Source organism: Pseudomonas sp. BGI-2 (genome assembly GCF_004310295.1).
Classification (GTDB): domain Bacteria; phylum Pseudomonadota; class Gammaproteobacteria; order Pseudomonadales; family Pseudomonadaceae; genus Aquipseudomonas.
The window spans coordinates 1-23,612 of the sequence record NZ_SISB01000065.1 but is presented as its reverse complement, the minus strand read 5'-3'; the positions used below and the strand labels follow the sequence as shown (position 1 = coordinate 23,612).

At 56.2% G+C, this 23,612-nt stretch carries 16 protein-coding genes; 2 read left to right on the top strand and 14 right to left on the bottom strand.

The annotated features are described in order from the left end of the window. From EYC95_RS28815 to EYC95_RS28765, 11 genes are all read right to left on the bottom strand, one after another. Positions 1–694 (bottom strand): IS4 family transposase (locus tag EYC95_RS28815; RefSeq protein WP_131063345.1); only part of this gene is annotated, 694 nt, incomplete at its 3' end. A 190-nt stretch (positions 695–884) separates the two neighbouring features. Next, positions 885–1,289: an Imm50 family immunity protein gene (locus EYC95_RS28810; protein WP_131063344.1), complete on the bottom strand. Its 405-nt coding sequence runs from the start codon at positions 1,287–1,289 to the stop codon at positions 885–887. Positions 1,290–1,291: 2 nt separating this feature from the next. Further along, positions 1,292–5,962, bottom strand: a complete 4,671-nt coding sequence (locus EYC95_RS28805; protein ID WP_131063343.1) for an RHS repeat-associated core domain-containing protein — start codon at positions 5,960–5,962, stop codon at positions 1,292–1,294. Continuing rightward, positions 5,962–6,699 carry a DUF4123 domain-containing protein gene (locus tag EYC95_RS28800; protein WP_131063342.1) on the bottom strand — a complete coding sequence of 246 codons (738 nt, stop codon included), beginning with the start codon at positions 6,697–6,699 and terminating at the stop codon, positions 5,962–5,964. The genes EYC95_RS28805 and EYC95_RS28800 overlap by 1 nt, the downstream gene beginning before the upstream one ends. Positions 6,700–6,723: 24 nt before the next feature. Beyond that, on the bottom strand, positions 6,724–7,488 hold the full coding sequence (locus EYC95_RS30800) for a hypothetical protein (protein WP_256657016.1): 765 nt from the start codon (positions 7,486–7,488) through the stop codon (positions 6,724–6,726). 327 nt (positions 7,489–7,815) lie between these two features. After that, positions 7,816–8,247 carry a hypothetical protein gene (locus EYC95_RS28790; RefSeq protein WP_131063341.1) on the bottom strand — a complete coding sequence of 144 codons (432 nt, stop codon included), beginning with the start codon at positions 8,245–8,247 and terminating at the stop codon, positions 7,816–7,818. Between the two features lie 273 nt (positions 8,248–8,520). Next, the gene (locus tag EYC95_RS28785; protein ID WP_131063340.1) at positions 8,521–8,811 is read right to left on the bottom strand and encodes a hypothetical protein; all 291 of its coding nucleotides are present in this window, start codon (positions 8,809–8,811) and stop codon (positions 8,521–8,523) included. Next, positions 8,811–13,472 carry an RHS repeat-associated core domain-containing protein gene (locus EYC95_RS28780; RefSeq protein ID WP_131063339.1) on the bottom strand — a complete coding sequence of 1,554 codons (4,662 nt, stop codon included), beginning with the start codon at positions 13,470–13,472 and terminating at the stop codon, positions 8,811–8,813. Before EYC95_RS28780 ends, EYC95_RS28785 begins: the two co-directional genes overlap by 1 nt. Next, positions 13,472–14,209, bottom strand: coding sequence for a DUF4123 domain-containing protein (locus tag EYC95_RS28775; protein WP_131063338.1), 738 nt, complete (start codon positions 14,207–14,209; stop codon positions 13,472–13,474). Before EYC95_RS28775 ends, EYC95_RS28780 begins: the two co-directional genes overlap by 1 nt. Continuing rightward, a complete protein-coding gene (gene tssI, locus EYC95_RS28770) occupies positions 14,199–16,241 on the bottom strand; it encodes a type VI secretion system tip protein VgrG (protein WP_131063337.1) in 2,043 nt (680 codons plus the stop codon). Before tssI ends, EYC95_RS28775 begins: the two co-directional genes overlap by 11 nt. Before the next feature lie 131 nt (positions 16,242–16,372). Further along, on the bottom strand, positions 16,373–16,888 hold the full coding sequence (locus EYC95_RS28765; protein WP_054051032.1) for an Hcp family type VI secretion system effector: 516 nt from the start codon (positions 16,886–16,888) through the stop codon (positions 16,373–16,375). A 416-nt stretch (positions 16,889–17,304) separates the two neighbouring features. Here EYC95_RS28765 and EYC95_RS28760 point away from each other — a divergent pair, with 416 nt between their 5' ends. Continuing rightward, positions 17,305–17,982, top strand: coding sequence for a type 1 glutamine amidotransferase domain-containing protein (locus tag EYC95_RS28760; protein ID WP_131063336.1), 678 nt, complete (start codon positions 17,305–17,307; stop codon positions 17,980–17,982). 91 nt (positions 17,983–18,073) lie between these two features. Here EYC95_RS28760 and EYC95_RS28755 read toward each other — a convergent pair whose 3' ends face one another. The 3 genes from EYC95_RS28755 to EYC95_RS28745 all read right to left on the bottom strand — a co-directional run bounded on the left by EYC95_RS28755 (position 18,074) and on the right by EYC95_RS28745 (position 22,103). Beyond that, complete coding sequence (locus tag EYC95_RS28755) at positions 18,074–19,456, bottom strand: VOC family protein (RefSeq protein ID WP_131063335.1); 1,383 nt, start codon at positions 19,454–19,456, stop codon at positions 18,074–18,076. A 222-nt stretch (positions 19,457–19,678) separates the two neighbouring features. Continuing rightward, a complete protein-coding gene (locus tag EYC95_RS28750) occupies positions 19,679–20,626 on the bottom strand; it encodes an alpha/beta fold hydrolase (RefSeq protein ID WP_131063334.1) in 948 nt (315 codons plus the stop codon). 22 nt (positions 20,627–20,648) lie between these two features. Continuing rightward, positions 20,649–22,103, bottom strand: a complete 1,455-nt coding sequence (locus EYC95_RS28745) for an NAD(P)/FAD-dependent oxidoreductase (RefSeq protein ID WP_131063333.1) — start codon at positions 22,101–22,103, stop codon at positions 20,649–20,651. 294 nt (positions 22,104–22,397) lie between these two features. Between EYC95_RS28745 and EYC95_RS28740 the strand changes: the two genes are divergently transcribed. Beyond that, positions 22,398–23,471: a diguanylate cyclase gene (locus EYC95_RS28740; RefSeq protein ID WP_131063332.1), complete on the top strand. Its 1,074-nt coding sequence runs from the start codon at positions 22,398–22,400 to the stop codon at positions 23,469–23,471. The last annotated feature ends 141 nt before the right edge of the window (positions 23,472–23,612 follow it).

Genomic DNA, 23,612 nt, shown 5'->3' with positions numbered 1-23,612 from the left:
TCGCGTAGTAAGCATCGCCCAACAAAATGTCGCCTGTTTTCAACGTGTCGAGCATTGATCTGAGCAGCGTCTGTTCATCGCCGCCCTTGCCTCGGAAACGTCCAAGGGCGGCATCTAAAACGGCGCCACTGGAGAGGCAAACGATGCCGACCACTCGACACAGCGGAAAACCAACCCCCACCTTCTGACTGCGTGACTGCGTGACTGCGTGACTGCGTGACTGCGGATAGGCACCCTGATTGGCCGCAGTATCGGGCATGCTGACCGTCGTACCGTCCACCAGGCGTACAGGCCGTCCCATCCAGCTCCACGACGAGGGTGCGTTATCACTAATCGAAGCACCGGTGTGCCTGACTAGCGTGGAAACCATTTCCACAGGCAGGCGCTTTCTGGCTTTGCAGTAGGCGCCCGTGCGAGTGCTATTGGGCTTCATGCCGCCACAAGACCGTTTGATGGACAAATCGTTGACGGCGTTCTGGCAGGAACGGTCGGCACTCATCGCTTGAGCCAGAAACATAGACAGCGTTTCAGTCGGCGGAAACAGGCGCTCCCGATATTCTGGTAGTGCAGACTCGACTCGCTGCAACAGTTCAGGAGCGGTGAGCAGATTGAAAAACGCATAGGCATCACAGTTCGAAGCGTGTCGATGAAAACGTTGCTGTTGATGCTGGAGAATTTCACGTCTACGATTCATTGGGGCTGTGTCCTTGGTTTATCGGGGTGTGTTCGCAACTATCACCGTAGACCAAGACCAGCCCTTCTTCATTTTTTGCTTTCAGCTCAATTGGTTAGCTGCTAAGTAAGTGCCATTCGGGACGGATTTATTTTCAGAGAAAATAAATCCGTCCCCGTTTTTGTCCCCATTTTTTGCTTTTTTTGTTTGTTTAGGTGGCTTCAGAGTTGTTGTCGTTCAAGTACACTGAGGGGCCGCAAAGTAGTGGAAATTTTGTTGTGAACTCTATGAGCGATTCTCTATTTGATGCGTGAACTGTGAAGAGGTCTTCTTTTTTAGTTATGGATATATTTAATTTTTCTTTTGTGGGTATGTTAAATATTTTTAGGTCGCTGATTCCACCACAGTTCAAGCCGATGCGGCACGTATTAAATTCCGATATTTTCCATTTTGTAGGAGGCCTGTCAGGAAGTTCGAAAATATCAAATTCCATGATTATGGTGGGTCTGCTATTGTCGATACTTAATGTGAAAAGTTCGATTGTGTTAATGTCTATGGAGGTTGTGAATACCTGGTTAAAAAAAGTGCTTCCGTCGAGGTCGTTCCAGAATTTCATTCTCAATCCTTAAAGTAGTAGTGATCTTTCGCACCTGGAACTTTTCCGGTTCTGGTGTTTTCGATCGGCCTTAAATTAAGATGCGCAGTCTGGTCGCCCATATTTCCGGTTTCATTGTACTGATGACCGGCGGAGTGGTCTTGAATTATCACCTTTGACCCGTCAGCGCGCGTGTATTGGTACTCTCGTGTCAGTATCGGTTTTCCTTCGTTGTTGAGAATACTTTCGCCGGTTTTGTCTGTCATTCTCACATACTTGTATTGACGTGTTTTTCCGGTAGTGGCGTCGTAAACAGCGTCAGGTTGCTGGGTTCTTGGGATTCCAGCTTCGGACTTCGCTTGTTTGAACGCACCGCTACGAGACACTTCGGGCGGTGTAGGTTCACTTTGTTTACCAGTAAGCGGCTTGTCCTTGCTTCCCGGGCAATTTGCGTTCAACCCCAACGGATCCACCCACCCCGTAGGGTTAGGCACGTACTGGTAGTTGTTCAACCCACCCGCAAGCTTGATCGGATCCGGCGTCAGAAACCGCCCGGTCCCCGGATTGTAGTAGCGATGCCGGTTGTAATGTAAGCCTGTCTCCGCATCGAAGTACTGCCCCTGAAACCGCAACGGATTGTCGATTTCAGCCACGTCGAGGGCGGCAAGGTTCCCGTAGGCGCGGTACTTGGCCGACCACATGATCTCGCCGCTGTAATCGGTCAGTTCTTGTGGCGTGCCGAGGTGGTCGAGTTGGTAGTAATACGGCGTGGCTTTCAGCGGGCCTTCACCGTCGAGCATTGCCAGTGGCCGGAAGCCGCCCGGCTCATAGATGTAAGTGCGATAACGGTCATCGGCACTTTCGGCGATGAGGCGTTCGCCTTGCCACAGGAATTCGGTGGTGCTGCCGTCGACGGTTTTTTCGATACGGCGGCCGAAGGCGTCGTACTTGTAGCTGGCGACGCTGCCACCCGGAAGGCTGGCGCCGATCAAGCGGTGCTGGCAGTCGTATCGGTACTCGGTGACAAGTTTTTGCCCGGTGCCGCGACGTTCGCGGGTCAGGTTGCCGTAGGCGTCGTAGTCGTAGTGACGGTCACCCTGCATCAGCAGGCGGTTGCCTTTGACGTTGGCCAGGTTCGCACTGACTTGGTCGCCTTGGCCCAGCAAGTTGCCGGCAGGGTCGTGGGCGAAGCTTTCCGGGGTGCTGCCGCGGACGTTGATCAGGCGGTCGAGCGGGTCGTAATGGTAGCTGCGATTGCCTTTACGGCTGTCGTCGATGCCGGCGAGGTTGCCATTGGCATCGTAGGCGTAGCGACGGCGGAACAGGTTGCGTTCTTGCTGGCTGACGGTGTGCGCCTGCAAGCGGCCTTGTTCGTCGTATTGGTATTGGCTCAACAACAGGCCTTGTTGGCGCTGTAGTTCAAGACCGGCGCTGAACTGGTGAGTGGTTAGGCGCGAGCTGTTGAGGTCGATGCTGTTCAGTCGGCCGCCGGATTGGTGGCGGTAGTCGAGTTTGCTGCCGTCGGGCAGGCGGCAGTGGCTGAGTTGACCGAGTTTGTCGTACTCGTAACGCAGCGTGCCCCAACCTTGGTGCTCGATGATCAGGCGATCTTGCAAGTCATATTCGTAGGCGAGCGGCCAGTGGCCGTCGTCGACGTTTACCAGACGACCCAGTGCGTCGTAGCTGTAGTGAATTTCTTCGCCATCGGCCAGGGTTTTTACCAGCAAGCGGCCGGCGGCATCGCGTTGGTACTCGGTAATCAGTTCGCTGCCGTCGTCACCGAATTCGGTTTTTTTCAGCAACTGGCCGTTGAGGTCGTACTCGTAGGCGGTGCGGCGACCATCAAAACCGGTTTCCTGCTGGATCAGGCCGTTAGGGAAATAGTCGAGGTGGTATTGCTCGCCACGTTCGTTTTCGATCTCGGTCAGCAACAGGCGCGAGTTGTCGTAGCGGTAGCGCAACTGGCTGCCATCCGGGTTGAGGCGGCGGCTGACCAGGTGCAGGCCATCAGCGTATTCATAGCGGGTGATGCGGCCGAGCTCATCGCGTTCGGCGGTGACTTTTCCGTAGGCGTTGTAGGTGAATGCGCGAGTTGCACCACCGGGCAGCGTGATTTGTGCAAGGCGGTTGGCGGCGTCCCATTGGTAGTGGGTGATCGCGCCGGTTTCTTCTTGACGGGTGATCTGCCGGCCCAAGGCGTCGTAGCGGTATTTACGTTGCCCGCCGTCGGGTAGGCTTTCTTCCAGCAGTTGACCGAGGTTGTTCCAACCCAGTTGATGGCGGCTGCCATCAGGGTGCCGGATTTCCAGCAGACGGCCCAGGCGATCGTAGTTGTAAAGGGTGGCGTTGCCATCCGGGTCGATCTGTTGAGTGATGTCGCCCTGGTTGTTGCGTTGATACTTCCACGTGGCTTTGCCGCGATGAACATCGCTGACGAATCCATTGCTGTATTCGTAAGTAACGGGTTCATCTTCTGGGGGAATGACAGCCGTCATCAGGCCGTCTTCGTCGTAACGGTATTCGGTCACGGCGCCCAGTGGATCTTTTTCTGCAATCAACTGGCCTTTTTCGTCATAGGCCTTGAGGTGTTCAGCGCCGTCGGGATCGACCTTGCTGATCAATCGCGCTTTATCGTCGTGGGTGTAGACCTCTTCGCTGCCATCGGCGTTGGTAACGGTCACGCTACCTTTATCATCCCAGGCGTAATGCGCTTCCATCTGCGAGAAACTCGCCCAGTGATGGATGCAACGAGCCAGCTTGCCTTCGTTCTCCCATTCCCAGAAGAAACTCGCGCCACCCGCCAGTTGGCGTTCAAGAATCACGTGTTGATCGTCGTAGCGATATCGCTCGGCTTCACCGGCAGCATTCTTCGCTTCGATCAGGCGATGCTGTGCGTCATAGCTGTACGTGACCAGCGTCTGGACGGTGTTCCAGGCGTCTTCCAGATTGTCGGCGGGAAGGAATTGCTGATAATCGACGGCGACGATGTGCTTGCGGTCATAACGCAGGAGGAGGGCGCGACCGGCACCGTTGTCCAGACGCTTGATCCGTCCGTGGATGTCACGGGTGATATGCAAGCGGTTGCCATAGCTGTCGCTGATGGCGATCAGGGTTGCGCCTTTGCTGTTGAAGCGGAAGTGGTAGAACGAAGGACGGTTGCCCGCCTGCGCCAGTACCAGTTCCGATGGATCGTCACCTATAAAAATCGCTGCACGCGACAGGCTGTTGGTGATGGCAGGGCGTTGTTGGCTCGGCAGCGGAAATGGTGTCGCACGGTTTTCGTGGTCGGTCCAGATCACCTCGTCACCGTTGATTTCGACGCGGTGTGCCAGCGCATGGCTCCAGCCGTAACCCAGACCACAATCGATTTCCACGGCGCTGGTTCGGTACAGGCGCGTCCACTCAAAGGGCAGCAGGCCGTCGAGTTGGCCATCGCTCAGCGTCAACAACTCTTCACCGGTGACCATCGAAACGGGGCACTTGTCGGTGCAGGTTTTGGCGGCGGGCTCAGCACTTTTGTCGGCAGGTGTCGTCGCCTGTCTGGAGACATCATCGCCAGCTTTGCCCTTGCCCAGTTTCGCGTTTTTCTTCCCGTCAAAACGCAACTCGGCCAGGCCCTTCTTCATCTGCGCCGTCACACCACGAGCCGCAACCGCCGTGTACTTGGTGACATATTCCATGAATCCTTTGATGATCTTGAACACCGACTCCACAAAGCCGGTCACCGCCTTGATAATGATTTCGCCGTACTTCTTCAACCGTGCAGCGAGGTAGATGACGCCAGTACCTTCAGCCGCGATGGTCAGTACGATCGAAATGACGATGTCGATGGCGATGCCAACGACCGCCGCCGTGGTCATTTTGGCGACGTCGCCGGCCATCTTCATGGGTGGCAGGCCCGCGAGCCAGATAACGGCACTGCGCACCATCAGGAACAGGGCGGCCTCGTCACTGGCCAGCAACATAGCCTTTTTCATGACGTCGGGTGTTTGCTTCGCGAGGTCGATCAGCTTTTGGGTGCCAGCACCGAGATCCTTCGCAAACTTGCTCGGGTCTTGCAGGATATCGAGCACCAGGCTGATGCCGTCCCAGACGCCTTTGATCGCTTCCCAGCCGCCCTCAAGAATGCCGTTACCGACGGCCATTGCGGTGCCGGAGGCGGACACGTTGGACCATTGCGGTTTGAAACCGGCCCATTCCTTGCGCAGGAAACCTTCCAGATCCGCGGTCAGTCCACCGTAGGAGCTAAACAGGGTATCGATCTGCGCTGGTGTCACTTCGTTGTGAACGCGGATCTTGTAGAACTTGCCGGGCACCCCCCCTGTCCAGGCGGCTTTGCCTTGAGCATCCAGTTTGACCTTGCTGATCGCGCCGCCTTCCACCGCAACGATTTCGACTTCGATATCGCCCAGCGGAATGTCATAGACCGATTCGAACTTACTCTCGATCAGCAACGGGCCTTTGAGGGGGCACTGAGCCACGTTTGAGGAGAAGTCGCCGTCGGTCATGCTGACCGATTTGCTGGTGTTGCCAACCTTTATCACTCGTTCCATGCCGAGCAGGGAGGGCAGGTCTGCTGCGCGGCTGCCTTTATCGGCCACCTTCGCGTACCAGGTTTTGGTTTGTTCCTGGTACAGCTTCAGACTGTCCTTGAACGTACTCAGTTGGTTGTCAACGTAGGCAACGCGATCCATCAGCCTTGCTCCAGAATCAGGTGGTTTAACAGTGCTTCATTGAGGTTTTTTGGAGCATCGGGCCGGCGCACGAAACGTGCGATTTTTAGCTTCAGGTTGCTCTCAGGGTAAGCGGCGTAGATATCTGGACGTTCTTCTTCCAGCCATTGCATCAGGTTGCCAACCAGGGTCGACGGGTTGTTCTTTGCCAGGCCATCGAGCAATGCTTCAGGCACCTCCCACCAAGGCCAATCCTTCGCCGTCGGGACAACTCGCGGCCCAACCTCCAGGCGCTTGCCATTAATCAAATACCGATCGAACACCGGCAGTACTTCACCCGCCGTATTACCGAGTCCTTCCAGAATCGGGAAAATATGCCGCCCATCCCAGAATCTGAAAAACACCTCAGTACCATCGGGCATACGCACTTGGGTCAGGCTACGGAGGTGCTCGAACACCACGTCGGGCGAGCTGGTCGAAACCGCCAGCCAACCCCAATCCTGTGCATCCGTTTCGGCAATCCACCGCAGGAACCCGGAGTTGGGTTTCAACTCGATGAGGTAGGGCATGACCTGTTGCCAACTCGCGTAGGGAGTTCCGCCCCAGATAGGAGTCGCTTGGGTCGTCGGGTCGTTCTGATAAAGCGTCTTGAGCGCATCAGCATCACTGGCGGCGCTGACGATCAGGTAAAGGCGTTCACCCGTTTGCAGCGGGCTTTCGGATAACCAGACCTGTGGGGAAATGTTTTCAGATGTCACAACAGCCGTCCTTGATGAGTGAATCTAAAAACTCATGTCAGCTTCAATGTTTTCTTCGTAAGTCGAGAGCAACTTCTCAACGCTTTCGTTTCCAGAGTATTTTTCTTTCAACTGCTTCAGCTGGTGGTCTGTACCCTTGCAATATTTATTGATATCGCTGGTGACACTATCGAGATGTTTCGGGTCGGCAGGGGCCGGCTCTGGAATATCTCCGCGCAGAGAATCACAGTTGTCTCTGTTTTTGATGTAGCTGGAGACGTCCGTAGGTACGGACTCAAGATTTTCCGTTTCGCAAGAATTAGAGGATGGCTCTACATCGTATCCGAGGCTCAAATACAGGTGACCGTTCAAGTTCCCGTTTTTTCTTGAGAAGAGATGAACGCCTTCCTGGCTCAAGCAGGTGCTGATAGTTGTAGCTTGATCCTTGACCTCAACGGCCGAGACGCCGTTTTCGGTTGCATTTTTACCCACTACCGCTATGCCGACGAAAGGCTCTTTGTATTGAATGTCTAGCCCATAGATGTGTATGTCGGATTCGTTGAGCAGGTCCATTGCATCACCCGGCTGCTGCTTTTCCCCAGTTGTTTTTGTTAACTTGCAGCAAGCAACAGATCCCTTGTCTTTAGGGAACTGGACTGAAATGACTTCTGTGCTTGAAATGTTTTGGGTTGAATATAAATAAGTTTGTCCGTCTGGATTATTTTTAACGAATCCAAACCCGATGTTTTGGGCAGATGCTGACACTGAAAAAATAGTCAGAACGATGAACAGCGCGTGTTTAATGTCCATCAGTTGACCAATGTGGGAGATCGGAAATCAAATTTTGAACTCCGTATGTAGTACCTACAGAGCATAAATTGAGAATAACCTGAGCGGTATTTATCTTCTGTCGTGAAAATGAGTTTATTTCGCCATTTTTAGATGCGGTCTGCTTAGAGGGTTTTTCAAAACGCTCAATACCCAAGGCTCGCATTGTTTTAATTTGTCATTTTCGTTCATGAGGTGAGCCCCCTCTTACAGCAAGTATCATCTATTGGTTTGGCTGTCGATCTCAACACGGAAGTTTCTTCGATTGTTTGATAAGCGACGTGTAGTTTAATTTCTATCGTGCCATGTTCACGGCTTTGCAAAGGGGAATGTCTCGCCTGAAATAATAATGTTTCCATCTTTGATAATGATATCTTTTATATCGTTGATTGCTACTTTTAAGTTTTTGGAGTTTGGAAATAATGAGTCTAGTAAATCGAAGTATAGGTAGTCCTTTAAAAGCTCAGATGCTAAGTTTGGGTTGTGTTCAGTTAAATACTTAAAATTTGCGTAATTTAAATCTTGTAGATCCTTAATGTCCGCAAAGCCTTGCTGGATATCATCGATTTTGCATTGATGAATAAAGGAGTCTGCCTTTTTGAAAAAGATATCGGTCAGTTCTTTGGTGTTTATAATTAATTCATAATGCGTGGTTTCAATTCTTGGATTCTCTCCAAAGCCGAGGCTTCTATAGCCAACTTCATGCGGGTTAATAGCCTCACCTGCCGACTTGAAATTCATGGTGCTGTTCCCGGGGGTATAGGGTTATAGCAATCTTTGAGTCATATTTCGCTTAAATATGTTTTATATTTTTTCTTCGTGCTTTTGTACCGCCGATGAAATCCAGAGGATGTCATTGTCAGAATTTATCTTTCCTCGGCACCCTACTGGTATACCAGCTTCAATCCAATCGATTATTTTTTTCACCCGTACGCAGGTCGCTGGCTAAATAACTAAGGGAGAAAGATTTTTTTCTGTCAAAAAAACTATTTCTCTCCTTTTGATCATTTCTGATTAGGGTTTCCAGAATTTAATGTTTTCCATGTGTCTTTCTATGTCATCCATATCATCTTCGCCAAGCGTGTTATCAAAGCTCTCGCTTAGTATTCGTCGTACTTTAGCAAGTTTTTGTGTAATTTTTTCGTTATCGATAAAGTCTGTTGTCGCGCGTTGGTAGTCTGCAACAGGTTTATCACTATAATAGCTCCCCATTTTATGCAGGGATATTAAGATGAATTCTATCTCTGCTAATGCTTCGAGTGCGGACTCACCGGGTATCGTGATTTTTTTGTTTTTGTCTAGCATTATTTTCTCCTTGTAAATGTCGGGTTTTCTAGTTTTAGGTTTCCCTTGATCGTGAGTTCCATCGTTCCATATCTTGGGTTTTTAACCCATTCCAGCTGTGATTCAGGTACATCCGTCTCTATATAGTCGCGTCCTCGTCCTCTTCCTATTTGATATTTTTCTTCGGCTGTGAGTTGGTTAAGAGCTTTTTTGCTGGCAGGTTCTACATAAACTCTGTTGTTGTCTTGGGCACTGATTACGCCATCGTTCTCAATTCCCGTTGAGCCTTTTCTGTTGGTGTAGTGACGGACTCGGACCGTTTTTTCTGTATTGCCTGCGGGTGCAGGAACAGGTGGTTCCCCTTGATTTACTTTAGCCTTGCTTGTTGGATTTTCAGCGCCAGTTGGAGGTTTACAGGCGTCTCCTCCTGGACATTCCCCACTCAACCCCAAAGGATCCACCCATCCCGTAGGGTTAGGCACGTACTGGTAGCTGTTCAATCCACCCGCAAGCTTGATCGGATCTGGCGTCAGAAACCGCCCGGTCCCCGGATTGTAGTAGCGATGCCGGTTGTAATGTAAGCCTGTCTCCGCATCGAAGTACTGCCCCTGAAAGCGCAGCGGGTTGTCGATTTCAGAGACATCCAACGCAGCAAGGTTGCCGTACGCCCGGTATTTGGCCGACCACATGATCTCACCGCTGTAATCGGTCAGTTCTTGCGGCGTACCAAGGTGGTCGAGTTGGTAGTAATACGGCGTGGCTTTCAGCGGGCCTTCACCGTCGAGCATTGCCAGTGGCCGGAAGCCGCCCGGCTCATAGATGTAAGTGCGATAACGGTCATCGGCACTTTCGGCGATCAGGCGTTCGCCTTGCCACAAAAATTCGATGGTGCTGCCGTCGACGGTTTTTTGGATGCGGCGGCCGAAGGCGTCGTACTTGTAGGTCGCGACGCTGCCACCTGGCAGGCTGGCGCCGATCAAGCGGTGCTGGCAGTCGTATCGGTATTCGGTGACAAGTTTTTGCCCGGTGCCGCGACGTTCGCGGGTCAGGTTGCCGTAGGCGTCGTAGTCGTAGTGGCGGTCGCCCTGCATCAACAGGCGGTTGCCTTTGACGTTGGCAAGGTTCGCACTGACTTGGTCGCCTTGGCCCAGCAAGTTGCCGGCCGGATCGTGGGCGAAGCTTTCCGGCGTGCTGCCACGGACGTTGATCAGTCGGTCGAGCGGATCGTAGTGATAGCTGCGATTGCCTTTGCGGCTGTCGTCGATGCCGGCAAGGTTGCCATTGGCGTCGTAGGCGTAGCGACGGCGGAACAGGTTGCGTTCCTGCTGGCTGACGCTGTGCGCCTGCAACCGGCCTTGTTCGTCGTACTGGTATTGGCTCAGCAACAGGCCTTGTTGGCGCTGCAGTTCGCGACCGGCGCTGAATTGGTGCGTGGTCAGGCGCGAGCCGTTGAGGTCGATGCTGTTCAGTCGGCCGCCGGATTGGTGGCGGTAATCGAGTTTGCTGCCATCGGGGAGGCGGCAGTGGCTCAGTTGGCCGAGTTTGTCGTACTCGTAACGCGTGGTGCCCCAACCTTGGTGTTCGGTGATCAAGCGATCTTGCAGGTCATATTCGTAGGCGAGCGGCCAGTGGCCGTCGTCGACGTTTACCAGACGGCCAAGGGCGTCGTAGCTGTAGTGGATTTCCTCGCCATCGGCCAGGGTTTTGACCAGCAAGCGGCCCGCAGCATCGCGTTGGTACTCTGTGACCAGTTCGCTACTGTCGTCACCGAATTCGGTTTTCTTCAGCAATTGGCCGTTGAGATCGTACTCGTAGGCGGTGCGACGTCCGTCGAAACCGGTTTCCTGCTGGATCAGGCCGTTAGGGAAATAGTCGAGGTGGTAGTGCTCGCCACGCTCGTTTTCGATCTCGGTCAGCAACAGGCGCGAGTTGTCGTAGCGGTAGCGCAACTGGCTGCCATCCGGATTGAGGCGGCGGCTGACCAGGTGCAGGCCATCGGCGTATTCGTAGCGGGTGAAGCGGCCGAGTTCATCGCGTTCGGCGGTGACTTTTCCGTAGGCGTTGTAGGTGAATGCGCGAGTTGCACCACCGGGCAGCGTGATTTGTGCAAGGCGGTTGGCGGCGTCCCATTGGTAGTGGGTGATCGCGCCGGTTTCTTCCTGACGGGTGATCTGCCGGCCCAAGGCGTCGTAGCGGTATTTACGTTGCCCGCCGTCGGGTAGGCTTTCTTCCAGCAGTTGACCGAGGTTGTTCCAACCCAGTTGATGGCGGCTGCCATCAGGGTGGCGGATTTCCAGCAGACGGCCCTGGCGATCGTAGCTGTAAAGGGTGGCGTTGCCATCCGGGTCAATCTGTTGAGTAATGTCGCCCTGGTCGTTGCGCTTATATTTCCAGGTCGTTGAACCACGACTGACTTTGCTAACGAATCCATTGCTGTATTCATAACCAGTCGGTTCATCCTCTGGTGGAACAACTGCCACCAAACGACCGGCCTCGTTGTAACGGTGTTCAGTGATTGCACCCAGGGCATCTTGCTCAGCGATCAACCGACCTTCATCGTCGTACGCCTTGAGATTTTCAGCGCCATCCGGATCAATTTTGGCAATCAGTCGAGCTTGCTCGTCGTGAGTATAAATTTCTTCGCTGCCGTCGGCATTGGTAACGGTGACACTGCCCTTGTCATCCCAGGCGTAATGCGCGTCTATCTGCGAGAAGCTCGCCCAGTGATGGATGCAGCGTGCCGACTTACCTTCCTTTTCCCATTCCCAGTAGAAACTCGCGCCACCGGCCAGTTGGCGCTCAAGAATGACGTTTTGATCGTTATAAGCGTAGCGTTCTGCTTCGCCGGCTGCGTTTCGGGCTTCGATCAAACGATGCTGGGCGTCATAGCCATAGGTGACCAGGGTCTGAACGGTGCTCCAGGCATCCTCTAGATTGTCCGCCGGGCTGAATTGCTGATAGTCGATGGCGACGATGTGCTTGCGGTCATAACGCACGAGGAGGGCGCGACCGGCACCGTTGTCGACACGCTTGATTCGCCCATGGATATCACGGGTGATATGTAGACGGTTGTCGTACTTATCGCTTATGGCAATCAGCGTTGCGCCGGTGCTGCTGTAACGGAAATGATAGAACTGGGAGCGTTCACCGGCTTGGGTGAGGACCAGTTCGGAAGGGTCGTCGCCGATGAAAATGGCTGCTTCGGACAGGCTGTTGGTAATCGCCGGACGCTGCCCACTCGGCAATGGAAAGGTGGTAATGCGGTTCTCATGGTCAGTCCAGATTACTTGATCTTCGGTGACATCGACCCGTTGTGCCAGCGCGTGACTCCACCCATAACCAAGGCCGCAATCGATTTCCGCGGCACTGGTGCGATAGAGGCGAGTCCAGCTAAAAGGCGAAATACCGCCGAGTTCGCCATCTGTCAGCGTCAGTAGCTCCTCACCTGTAACCATCGAAACGGGGCAACCATTGGTGCATGTGTTTTTAGCGCATGTTGCACTTTTTTCGTCCGGAGTCTTGGACTGTGCAGGTGCGTTATGACGGGCTTCAGGTGTCTCTACCGTCGTTACGCGCTTCCCGTCAAAACGCAACTCGGCCAAGCCCTTCTTCATCTGCGCCGTCACACCACGTGCCGCAACCGCCGTGTATTTCGTGACGTATTCCATGAAGCCTTTGATGATCTTGAACACCGACTCCACAAAGCCGGTCACCGCCTTGATGATGATTTCACCGTACTTCTTCAACCGTGCGGCAAGGTAGATGACGCCAGTACCTTCAGCCGCAATGGTCAGTACGATCGAAATGACGATGTCGATGGCGATTCCAACGACCGCGGCTGTGGTCATTTTCGCGACGTCGCCGGCCATCTTCATCGGTGGCAGGCCCGCCAGCCAGATAACGGCACTGCGTACCATCAGGAACAGGGCTGCCTCGTCGCTGGCCAGCAACATGGCTTTTTTCATGACGTCGGGCGTTTGTTTGGCAAGATCGATCAGTTTCTGGGTGCCAGCACCGAGGTCTTTCGCAAACTTGCTAGGGTCTTGCAGGATATCGAGCACCAGGCTGATGCCGTCCCAGACGCCTTTGATCGCTTCCCAGCCGCCTTCAAGGATGCCGTTGCCGATGGCCATGGCCGTACCGGAAGCCGACATGTTCGACCATTGCGGTTTGAAACCAGCCCACTCCTTGCGCAGGAAACCTTCCAGGTCCGCGGTAAGGCCGCCATAGGAGCTGAACAGCGTATCAATCTGTGCCGGTGTCACTTCATTGTGAACGCGGATCTTGTAGAACTTGCCGGGCACACCGCCGGTCCAGGCGGCTTTGCCTTGAGCATCCAGTTTGACCTTGCTGATCGCGCCGCCTTCCACCGCAAGGATTTCGACTTCGATATCGCCCAGCGGAATGTCATAGACCGATTCGAATTTGCTCTCGATCAGCAACGGGCCTTTGAGGGGACACTGAGCCACGTTTGAAGAGAAGTCGCCGTCGGTCATGCTGACCAATTTACTGGTGTTGCCAACCTTTATTACTCGTTCCATGCTGAGCAAGGAGGGCAGATCTGCGGCGCGGCTGCCTTTATCGGCGACCTTCGCGTACCAGGTTTTGGTTTGTTCCTGGTACAGCTTCAGACTGTCCTTGAACGTACTCAGTTGGTTGTCAACGTAGGCAACGCGATCCATCAGCCTTGCTCCAGAATCAGGTGGTTTAACAGTGCTTCATTCAGGTTTTTCGGAGCATCCGGGCGACGCACGAAACGTGCGATTTTCAGCGTCAGGTTGCTCTCGGGGTAAGCGGCGTAGATGTCTGGACGTTCCTCTTCCAGCCATTGCATCAGGTTGCCAATCAGGGTCGACGGGTTTTTCCTGGCCAAGCCATTGAGCAACGTCTTGGGCACTTCCCACCACGGCCAATCCTTCGCTGGCGGCACAACCCTCGGCCCAACCTCCAGACGCTTGCCATTAATCAAATACCGATCGAACACCGGCAGCACTTCACCCGCCGCATCACCCAATCCCTCAAGAATCGGATAGATATGCCGCCCATCCCAAAACCTGAAAAACACCTCGGTCCCATCGGGCATACGCACTTGGGTCAAGCTGCGAAGGTGTTCGAACACCACCTCCGGCGAAGTGGTTGAAACCGCCAGCCAACCCCAGTCCAGCGCATCCGTTTCGGCAATCCACTGCAGAAAACCGGAGTTGGGTTTCAACTCGACGAGGTAGGGCATGACCTGTTGCCAACCTGCATAGGGCGTTCCGCCCCAGATCGGGGTCGCTTGGGTCATTGGTTCATTCTGATAAAGCGTCTTGAGCGCCTCCGCATCGCTGGCGGCGCTGATGATCATGTAGAGACGCTCACCTGCCTGCAACGGTTTGTCAGCAAGCCACGCCTGCGGAGTCAAAAGATCAGATCGCACAAGCACCTGCCTTGCATTTCTCGCATTCCTCACAGAATGGCGCGTTACGTTTGAGGGTGTTCACTTGAGCCGGCGTCAGCACCGCACCAGCCTTATCCGCATCCGCCTGTTTCAGCACACCAGGCAACAACGGCGCAGCGCCAGTCCCGCTACCCGGCCCACCGCCGGAGTTCATGTTGATCACCGGCCCGCTCAGGGTCACGCCGCCGGCATCGATTTTGATGAAGCTGCCGCCACCGATCAGGGTCAGTTCACTGCCGGCTTCGAGCACGACTTTCATGCCGCTGCTCAGGTGGATTTCCTGGCCTGCGTCGATGAACTGCCCGGTGCCGATCTTGATGTGCTGGTTCACGCCCACGGTCAGGTGGTCGTTGGCGCGGGCCTCGACTTTGCGGTCGGCGTAGACGGTGTGGTGTTCTTCGGCCTTGAATTCGCTGTAGCTGTTTTTCTCGACGGTGTCGTGGCGTTCGTTGCCTACGCGGATTTTCTGGTCGTGTTCGACGTTTTCGTCCCAGTCGCGCTGGGCGTGCAGGAAGATTTGTTCCTGGCCTTTTTTGTCTTCGATGCGCAGTTCGTTGAAGCCGCCACCGCCCTTGGAGCTGAGGGTTTTGAGGGTGCTGCGGGTTTTGTTCGCCGGCAGGGGGTACGGGACGACGTTTTCCTTGTGGTACAGGCAGCCGCTGATCAGCGGTTGGTCGGGGTCGCCTTCGAGGAAGGTGACGAGCACTTCCATGCCGATCCGCGGGATGGCGATGCCGCCGTAGTGGGCGCCGGCCCAGGCGGAGGAGACGCGCAGCCAGCAGCTGGTCTTGTCATCGGCCTGGCCTTCGCGGTCCCAGTGGAATTGCACTTTGACGCGGCCGTACTGGTCGCAGTGGATCTCTTCACCCTTGGGCCCGGTGACCACGGCGCTTTGGCTGCCGAGGATGCGCGGCTTCTTTTGCGTCAGCGGCGGACGGTTCGGCACGTCCCACGGGGTGGCCTGGAAGCGGTTGCGATAACCCTGGTGAAAATCGCCCTTGAGGCTGGTGGTGTCGCTGGTCACCGACTCTTCCAGCACTTGCGGCTGTTTGCCTTCGTGCAGGACTTCGGTCAGCAACCACAGGTCGTTCCATTTGGCTTTCGGGTGTTGGGTCAGGGCCAGGAAGTGGCCACTGACCAGCAACGGCTGATCGCTTTTGCCTTCGGCTAATTGAAAGTCGCTGCGGTGACGTTCCAGGTTGCGCTTGGCCAGATGTTTGCCGCGCTCGCGGTCGATGAAACGACCGGGGTAGTCGTAGTCTTCGAGGTCGGGCAGGGCGTCGCCGCGGTTTTCGCTTTCGAGGGTGATGCGCGGTTTCTCGAAGTCGTAGTCGCGGCGGGTGGTGCGGCTGGTACGGGTTTCCAGGCGCAGGTCGAAGCGCTTGATCACCGGGTCGTTGGCGACCATGCCGGAGTCTTGCTGATAGGCCACGGGTGCGAGTTTCGGGAACACCGTCTGGTCATCGCCGAACACCAGCTTGTGCGCCGTGGCGCTGTGCTGGAAGTGGTAATGGATACCTTCTTCCTCGCACAGGCGCTGGATGAATTGTAGGTCCGATTCATCGTACTGAACGCAGTAAATGCGCTCGGGATAGATCGCCCCGACTTTGAATTCATAGGCGTTGCTTTGGATACCGTGCTCTTCGAGGACCATGCCGATGATTTTCGGCACGCTGAGGTTCTGGAAGATGCGTTGGTTGATGCGGTGCGCGAGGTAGGACAGTTGCGGGCGCAGGGTCACCGCGTAGCGGGTCAGGCGTTTGCCGGAATCACCTTGGGCGGCGCGATAGATCTGGCCATGGATGCCGCTGCCGTCAGGCGAGAGCTGCAAGAAGGCCGGTTTGTGCAGCAGGGTTTCGAGGTCCAGGGACGGCTGTTCACTGACCAGCTCCACCTCAAACACAAAAGGCTGGCTGATGGCTTCCCGACCTTGCAGGGAAAAAACCTGGAGATCGTTGTCCAGACCTTCGATAGTCAGGGCAAAGTGAGTCTGATTGGCCGGCGCGAACATCCCTTGTTCCTCGTGCAGTGCTGCGGCGTTGGCCAATACCGGAGAAAGGAATCAGCAGACGCAAAATTCTGGAAGGGCGAAAACAACATCGACCAGCAGAGCTGGCCGATGCTTTAGACGGTCGGCCTGACTCAGGCGACCGGCTGACGCCAGTCATCGGAACCCGAAGTACCGGATACTTCGTGGGTCCAGGTGATTTTGCGGTAGGTGAATTGCACTTCTTCCAGGTGAGTGAAGTGGGAGTTCGACGGATCCTGGCAGTTGTGCATTTTGTTGTTGATGGCGACGATGATCGCGTCTTCCAGTTTGGTGGTGTAGTAGTGCTCTTGGGTACCTTGAGCCGAAGTGCGGTACCACTGGATAACGATCTCGCTCATGCGCTCGCCGGAGGTCAGAGCAGCTTGCAGCAGTGGCGAAGCCTTGTCGTAGACCTTGGTGATCACGACTGGCTTGTGAACGCGCTGACCGGTTGGCTGGCCGGACTGTGGGTCACGCGGGATGATCACGTCGTGGCTGAAAGCCTGAACCATGACCTGGTCTTCGTGACCTTCTTGATAAGTGTTGCCAACCGAGTCGGCGGTGAATGCGCCGGCAGTGATCAGACCTTGTTTTTCGCCAGTGACGGACATGTACGCTGGAGTAGCCATGGATGTGCTCCTTGCTGAATAAAGTGAGGGTGCCCGGGAGGCGGTATCGCCCGGTGGGTGCCTGACTGTTATCAAGGTCCGTGCCAGAATCGATTCGGGTCATATAAATCAAGGGGTTGAGGCTTTTTTGAGTGGTCGCTGGAGATTTCTAAAAGCGCTGCCGCCTGAATGTGCGCAAGTTCTTGCACAGCATTGCGCAAGAACTTGCGCACTCGGCTGGAAGGCCTGACAGGCCGGGCGATCAGCGATCCTTGAGGGGCTTTTGGCACGAGTAGTGCGCAACTTCTTGCGCATCAAGGCTTTGCGCCATCACTCAAAGGCGCCCGGCATCCGGTGCAACGAATCGGCTGGCCGAGTGGTCCATAAAAACAGCGCCGTCGAGCGTCCGAACAACCCCGAAGTGGAGTGAGCACGACATGAAAATCCTGATGGTTTTAACGTCCCACGGTCAATTGGGTAACACGGGTAAGAAAACCGGCTTCTGGCTGGAAGAATTCGCGGCACCGTACTTCGCCTTCAAGGATGCCGGTGCTCAGCTGACCCTGGTCTCGCCCAAGGGTGGCCAGCCGCCGCTGGACCCGAAAAGCGACGAGCCGGACGCACAAACCGCTGCCACCGAGCGCTTTCGCAAAGACTCTGCGGCCCAGTCAGCGCTGGCGTCCACCGCTGTGTTGAGCACCGTAAGGCCCGATGATTACGACGCCGTGTTTTATCCCGGCGGTCATGGTCCGCTGTGGGACCTGGCCGAAGACAGCTATTCGATTTCATTGATCGAAGCGTTTATCAAGGCAGGAAAACCGGTCGCAGCAGTCTGCCACGCGCCGGGTGTGTTGCGTGACGTCAAGGGGGCGGATGGCCGGCCACTGGTCAAAGGCAAGCGCGTGACAGGCTTTACCAACACTGAGGAAGAGGCGGTGCAACTGACGAATGTCGTGCCGTTTCTGGTGGAGGACATGCTGAAGGAGAAGGGCGGCGAGTATTCCAAGGGCGCGGATTGGGCGAGTTATGTGCTCACCGATGGCTTGCTGATCACCGGGCAGAATCCCGCATCGTCCGAGGCTGCGGCTGAGGCGTTGTTGGCGAAACTCAAGTAAACGCAGGACTTTGTAGGAGCACGGCTTGCCGGCGAAGGCGGTTTTGAAGACGCCTTCGCTGGCAAGCCATGCTCCTACAGTTCGGTGGTGACTAGCGAATGTTCAACGCCGAAAAACACTGCTCGATCGAGCGTCGCTGCGTCTCGGCATACAGTCCCAATTCATCAATGGTCGAGCGCCCCAGCGCCTGTTCAAACGCTTGCTGGTTCGAATGCACGCCATAATTTACCTGCGTCGCATCCCCAAGGTTCGACTGGAAAATCCCCGCCGCACTGACCGGCAGAAAATCTTCATACACCAACGGTTCAACCCGCAAATAGCCGCCGCTGAGCAATTCTTCCAGCGGCAATGATTTCAGCTCATCGGCCACCAGGCCTTTCTCCGTGACGAAGTAGCGAAAGTACGCCAGTTCCTGTTGGCGCATGCCTTCGTACGTGTCAGGGAATTCGCTAAAGTGCTGCGCCATCAACGCGTTGTAACGTGCGGCATTGGCCTCGTTGGGGAAATCCTTCAACTCATCGCGGGCAGCGTTGAGCAAACGGTCATAAAGCGCCCGACCTTTTGGCGTGAGCGCCGCACCGCGCTGTTCGATTTCACCGAAGCGTGCGCTGTGGCTGCCGCGCGTCTCGGCTTGATCGGTGAAGGTGATCGGCTCGTCCAGCGCCTTGAAACTGGTCTGGCGCAGCAGGATCGGGCACTGGCGGCGGGGCGGGCCTTCGATGACGGCTTTGGGCGTGATGCCGTGGGCGGGCATTTGTGCCTGGACGATGTCGATGTCCAGGGTGCGCGGCGTCAGGTGATTGATGTGCGGGCCCTTGAACGCGACCACGTCGGCGATCAGTCGATGCTGTGCGCTGAGTTTCTGGTACTGCTCAGCAGTGACCGTGGCGCTGTGGTGCCAGCGAAAGGTTTCCAGCGCCTGTTCGACGAAGTCCTGGGCCTCTTGTTCGGTCAGACCGCCCTCGGTTTCGGCGCGCTCAATCAGTGCAAGCGCTGTCGGGGTGAAGATCTGGCGCTTATCCAGCACCGACTGGGCGAAGGCTCGCAGTTCCAGGTCTTCGATCAGTTCCAGGCGCAGCAGTGAGGTGAACACCCGGAACGGGCTGACTTGCAAGGCGACTTCGTGCACGGCGCGGAACGCGGTGGAATGCACCGGAACGCCGGCCGGGGTCAGGTCGTAATAGCCGACGGGGTGCATGCCCATCACCGCGAACAGTCGGGCGAGGGTGGCCAGTTCGTCAGGGGTGCCGACGCGGATCGCGCCGTGACGCTCCAGGTCCAGCCGCTCGATTTCGCCGGTGCTGTTCAGCTGGCGGGACACCTGCGGATCGCTGTCCAGCACGTGACGGTTGGTCTGCTCCACCAACGTCATCAGCGCGCCGTACAGCGGCACTTCTTCGCGGTACATGTCGGACATCGCTTTGGAGAAGCGTTGGCGGATCAGGTCAGGGCTAACGAAGCTTGGGTGGCTCATGAAAAAAATTCCTGGCGCGGATGACGTAAAGGATGCGGGAAAAGATCGCAGCCTTCTGCAACGCCGACAAACGAAGTTTCTGACGAACTTCATTCTGCCAAGGACTGCTCGCACTATTGGTTACCCACAGCCCTTGTAGGAGCGAGGCTTGCCCGCGAAGCTTTTGGCGCCTTCAAAGGCCCCTTCGCGGGCAAGCCTCGCTCCTACAGGATTGGTAAGGGATTACAGGTGAGAACGGCTTTCCGAGCGCAGCGAACCGAGGAATTCCCGATACAACCGCGCGGTATTGGCCGGCTGCTCGACCATCGGCATATGGCCACTGTGGTCCCAGATATCCACGCGCAAATCAGCGATGCCTTTACTCCACACCGCCACGCTGCTGACGTCGATCAGGCGGTCTTTGTGCCCCCACAGCAACAGCGCCGGGCACTTGATGTCGGGCAGTTTGGGCTCCATTGGCGGGCTGGCACGGAAGTCGTTGAAGATTTCTTCCAGCTCATCGCGAGTCTGTTCATAACGCTGCGCAATCGCGTCCAGCACCACGCCGGGCACCCACGGCGGCTCAGCCATGGTCATGGCGTAGAAGCGCTGGAACTCCTCCCGTGAATGAATCAAAAACGGGTTGTGCCCCTTGGCCAAATGTCGCTCCAGGTCGCTGGGCTCGGGAGACGTGACACCGGCCGGATCGATCAGGGCGACGGAGGCAATCCGGTCCGGGTAATTCGCCGCCAGCCACGCCGCGATGTAGCCGCCCATTGAGTTGCCGATCACATGGACTTTCTCGACCCCGCAGACGTCCAGCAGCTGGATCATCCGCTTGGCCTGCAGAGGAATATCGTAGCCGCCACCGGCCTTGAACCCGGTTTCGCCATGGCCGGCGATGTCAGGGATGATCACCCGATAGTTGCCGACAAAGTGTCGTGCGAAGCGCAGCCAGACGTTCCTGTCGGCACTGAAGCCGTGCAGCATCAGCACACTGCTGGACGCTTCGTACGGCCCGCCTTGCCAGGTCGAGACGGTCATTTCCGTGATCGGTACGACGATCTTGTGCAGCCGATACAGCTTGGCTTCCATGGCCATACTCAGGTCATAGAGCCAGTAACCGATGGCCGGGTAACTCAGCCAGCTCCAGGCTACAAAAACCGCGATAAGGACAACCAACACAAGCATCAGGCATCTTCCTTTTACGTGATCAGGACAAAATGTGGTCGGCGGGTTTCAGTGCCCGGGTCAACCGGTGATAGCTGAAACTGAACCCCGGAAACATCGCGATCACATGACCGCTCTTGCTTTGGTACCAACTATGACAGCCCCCGGACTTCCACACGGTGCGCTCCATTTCGCGGTGGATCATCTCAGTGTAGGTACGTTCTGCCTCGGGGCGTACTTCGATGCTGCGCAAACCGTGTTCTTTCAGCGTGCGGATGCAGTCGAGGATGTAGTTCATTTGTGATTCGATGATGAACAGCGCCGAGGTGTGGCCGATGCCGGTATTGGGTCCGGTGATGATAAACAGGTTGGGAAAGTCCGGCAGGCTGGTGCCCAGATAAGCCCGCGGGTACTGCGCCCAGACGTCTTTGAGTCGGGTGCCGTTTTTGCCGGTGACCGGGTAGGAGATCACCCCGTCGGTGGCGTCGTACCCGGTGGACCAGACGATCAGGTCCAGGTCGATGTGCTGACCGTCCAGGGTGACGATGCCGGTTTCGTCAATGGAGGCGATGCCCTGTTCGCGGCTGTGCAGCGTCACATTGCTGCGGCCGAGCGCCGGGTAAAGGGTGCTTGAGACAATCACTCGCTTGCAGCCGATGGTGAAGTCCGGTGTCAGTTTGCGGCGTAATTCAGGGTCGGGCACTTGGCGTTTGAGGAAGCGCAGGGCGTGTTGCTGGACCATGTGGATGGCCGGTTTCGAGTATTTGAAGGCAATCACCCGGGTTTCGAACTGCCAGTAAAGCATCCAGCGCAGCAGTTTGTATGCCGGTTTGAGGCCCAGCAGCCAACGCTGGAAAGGTCCGAAGGTGCGGTCGGCGCGTGGCAATACCCAGTGCGGCGTGCGCTGGAACACATGCAGGTGTTCGACGTCGGGGGCAATGGCCGGAATGACCTGCGCGGCACTGGCGCCGCTGCCGACGATGGCGACGCGTTTGTGGTGATAGTCGAAGGCGTGATCCCAGTTGTTTGTGTGAAAAGTCTTGCCCTGAAAGCGCTCCTGGCCTTCAAAGTGTGGGACGACGGGTTGGCTCAACGGCCCCGTCGCGTTGATCAGGAATTGCGCGTGAAACGTGCCTTTGGCGCCGGTGTGCACCGCCCAGCGTTGCCCGTCGGCGTCCCACTCGATGCGCTCGACATTGGCCTCCAGTTCGACCTTGTCCCGCAGGCCGAAGTGCTCCACCACGTACTGGGTGTAGTGGTGCAGCTCAGCCTGTTCGGCGAACATTTGCGTCCAGCGGTAAGGGGCGAAGGACAGTGAGTAGAGCGGCGAGGGCACATCGACGGCCGCGCCGGGGTAGGTGTTCTGGCACCAGGTGCCGCCAAAAAAGTCCCGTCGTTCCAGCAGGCGAAAATCGTCGATGCCTGCCTTGAGCAAATTGATCGCCGCGCACTGACCGCCAAAACCGCTGCCGATGATCAACACTTGAAAGGTTTGCATGGGCCTCCTTGTTTATCGTTGTTTATCCAACCCTTCCTTCATGTATAGCCCAAACATTACCCACATAACCCGTAGGAGCGAACGGTGCGGCGATCCGACTTGCTCGCGAATGGGGCGCTGCGGTATATCAGCTAGAACCGCGTCATCGTTCTTCGCGAGCAAGCTTCGCTCCTACAGACCGCATTGTCTTCAGGCTGCCCGCCGATGATGGCTATTTAACGTTGCCCTGATAGACTCCCAGCACACCCGCAACCCTTGTGGTGTCAGGTTCCGTTCTGTGGCGCAGAGGTCTCTATGGGAAAAACGGGAGGAAAAGGACTTTCACTGGCCAGGAGGCTTTATACATCGCGAACCCTGGGGCTGGCCCTGGGGTTGTTGTGCGTAGGCGCGGCGATGTATCCACTCAACCCGGCGCCGTGGGTCTGGGTGGTCATGGTGTTCAATGGCGTTCTCTGGCCGCACGTTGCCTATCAATGGGCGCGTCGGGCGGAGGTGCCCTTTCACGCCGAACACCGCAACATCCTGGTCGACGCTTTTCTCGGCGGCTTCTGGGTCGCCGCCATGCAGTTCAATCCGCTGCCGAGCGCGGCGACGCTGTCCATGATGGCCATGAACAACGTGGCCATTGGCGGTTTGCGTTTCCTGCTGGTGGGCACGGTCGCACAGATTCTCGGGATCGGTGTCGGCCTGCTGATTTTTACACCGGTCTTCTTCGCGCAAACCAGTGCGTTGCAACTGTATGCCTGCTTACCGCTGCTGATTTTGTATCCACTGGCACTGGGCTGGATCTGCTTTCGCCAGGCCACCACCCTTGGCCGGCACAAACGCGAACTGCTGGCCCTGAGCCGAACCGACAGCCTCACCGGCCTGCTGAACCATGGCGCCTGGAAAGATCAGCTCGAAGTTGAATTCCAGCGCTGCCAACGCCAGCAGCAGGGCGGGGCGATTGCGTTGATCGACATCGACCATTTCAAAATAATCAATGACACCTACGGCCACGTCGCCGGGGACATCGTGCTGCGGCAGCTGAGCCAAATGCTCAAGCAGAACCTGCGGGCGACTGATGTGGCGGGGCGCTATGGCGGTGACGAATTCTGCGTGCTCCTCCCTGACTTGCCCCTCAATAGCGCGGCGGCTGCCATGGACGCTTTGCGTGATCGCTTCGCCACCCTGGGCTACGAGCAGGACCCGGCGCTTAAAGTCAGCCTGAGCATTGGCCTGGCGGCGTTCAACCCGGCCCACACCGACGCCACCCTGTGGCTCAACGATGCCGACCAGGCGCTCTACGAAGCCAAGACCACCGGCCGCAACCGAGTCATCTGCCGCGTCGACGGCCAGCCCCAACACGAACTGCTCGACCCGGTCTGAGGCCTGCAAAAGTCCCTGTAGATACTCTGTTCACGGTCAAGCTTTCGCGAGATGTTTTTCGCTAAAAAGCTTGGCCGTATTAAATTCTTCTCCAGAACGCATGCATGCCCATAACCCGGTCAGGTATTTACGCATCACTGC

Excerpts from the sequence above, each read along its gene's own strand:
- EYC95_RS30800 (WP_256657016.1), bottom strand. The coding sequence starts at position 7,488 with ATGGACATTAAACACGCGCTGTTCATCGTTCTGACTATTTTTTCAGTG.
- tssI (WP_131063337.1), bottom strand. The coding sequence starts at position 16,241 with ATGTTCGCGCCGGCCAATCAGACTCACTTTGCCCTGACTATCGAAGGT.
- EYC95_RS28785 (WP_131063340.1), bottom strand. The coding sequence starts at position 8,811 with ATGCTAGACAAAAACAAAAAAATCACGATACCCGGTGAGTCCGCACTC.
- EYC95_RS28740 (WP_131063332.1), top strand. The coding sequence starts at position 22,398 with ATGGGAAAAACGGGAGGAAAAGGACTTTCACTGGCCAGGAGGCTTTAT.
- EYC95_RS28750 (WP_131063334.1), bottom strand. The coding sequence starts at position 20,626 with ATGCTTGTGTTGGTTGTCCTTATCGCGGTTTTTGTAGCCTGGAGCTGG.
- EYC95_RS28780 (WP_131063339.1), bottom strand. The coding sequence starts at position 13,472 with ATGGATCGCGTTGCCTACGTTGACAACCAACTGAGTACGTTCAAGGAC.
- EYC95_RS28765 (WP_054051032.1), bottom strand. The coding sequence starts at position 16,888 with ATGGCTACTCCAGCGTACATGTCCGTCACTGGCGAAAAACAAGGTCTG.
- EYC95_RS28790 (WP_131063341.1), bottom strand. The coding sequence starts at position 8,247 with ATGAATTTCAAGTCGGCAGGTGAGGCTATTAACCCGCATGAAGTTGGC.
- EYC95_RS28755 (WP_131063335.1), bottom strand. The coding sequence starts at position 19,456 with ATGAGCCACCCAAGCTTCGTTAGCCCTGACCTGATCCGCCAACGCTTC.
- EYC95_RS28745 (WP_131063333.1), bottom strand. The coding sequence starts at position 22,103 with ATGCAAACCTTTCAAGTGTTGATCATCGGCAGCGGTTTTGGCGGTCAG.
- EYC95_RS28760 (WP_131063336.1), top strand. The coding sequence starts at position 17,305 with ATGAAAATCCTGATGGTTTTAACGTCCCACGGTCAATTGGGTAACACG.
- EYC95_RS28805 (WP_131063343.1), bottom strand. The coding sequence starts at position 5,962 with ATGGATCGCGTTGCCTACGTTGACAACCAACTGAGTACGTTCAAGGAC.
- EYC95_RS28810 (WP_131063344.1), bottom strand. The coding sequence starts at position 1,289 with ATGAAATTCTGGAACGACCTCGACGGAAGCACTTTTTTTAACCAGGTA.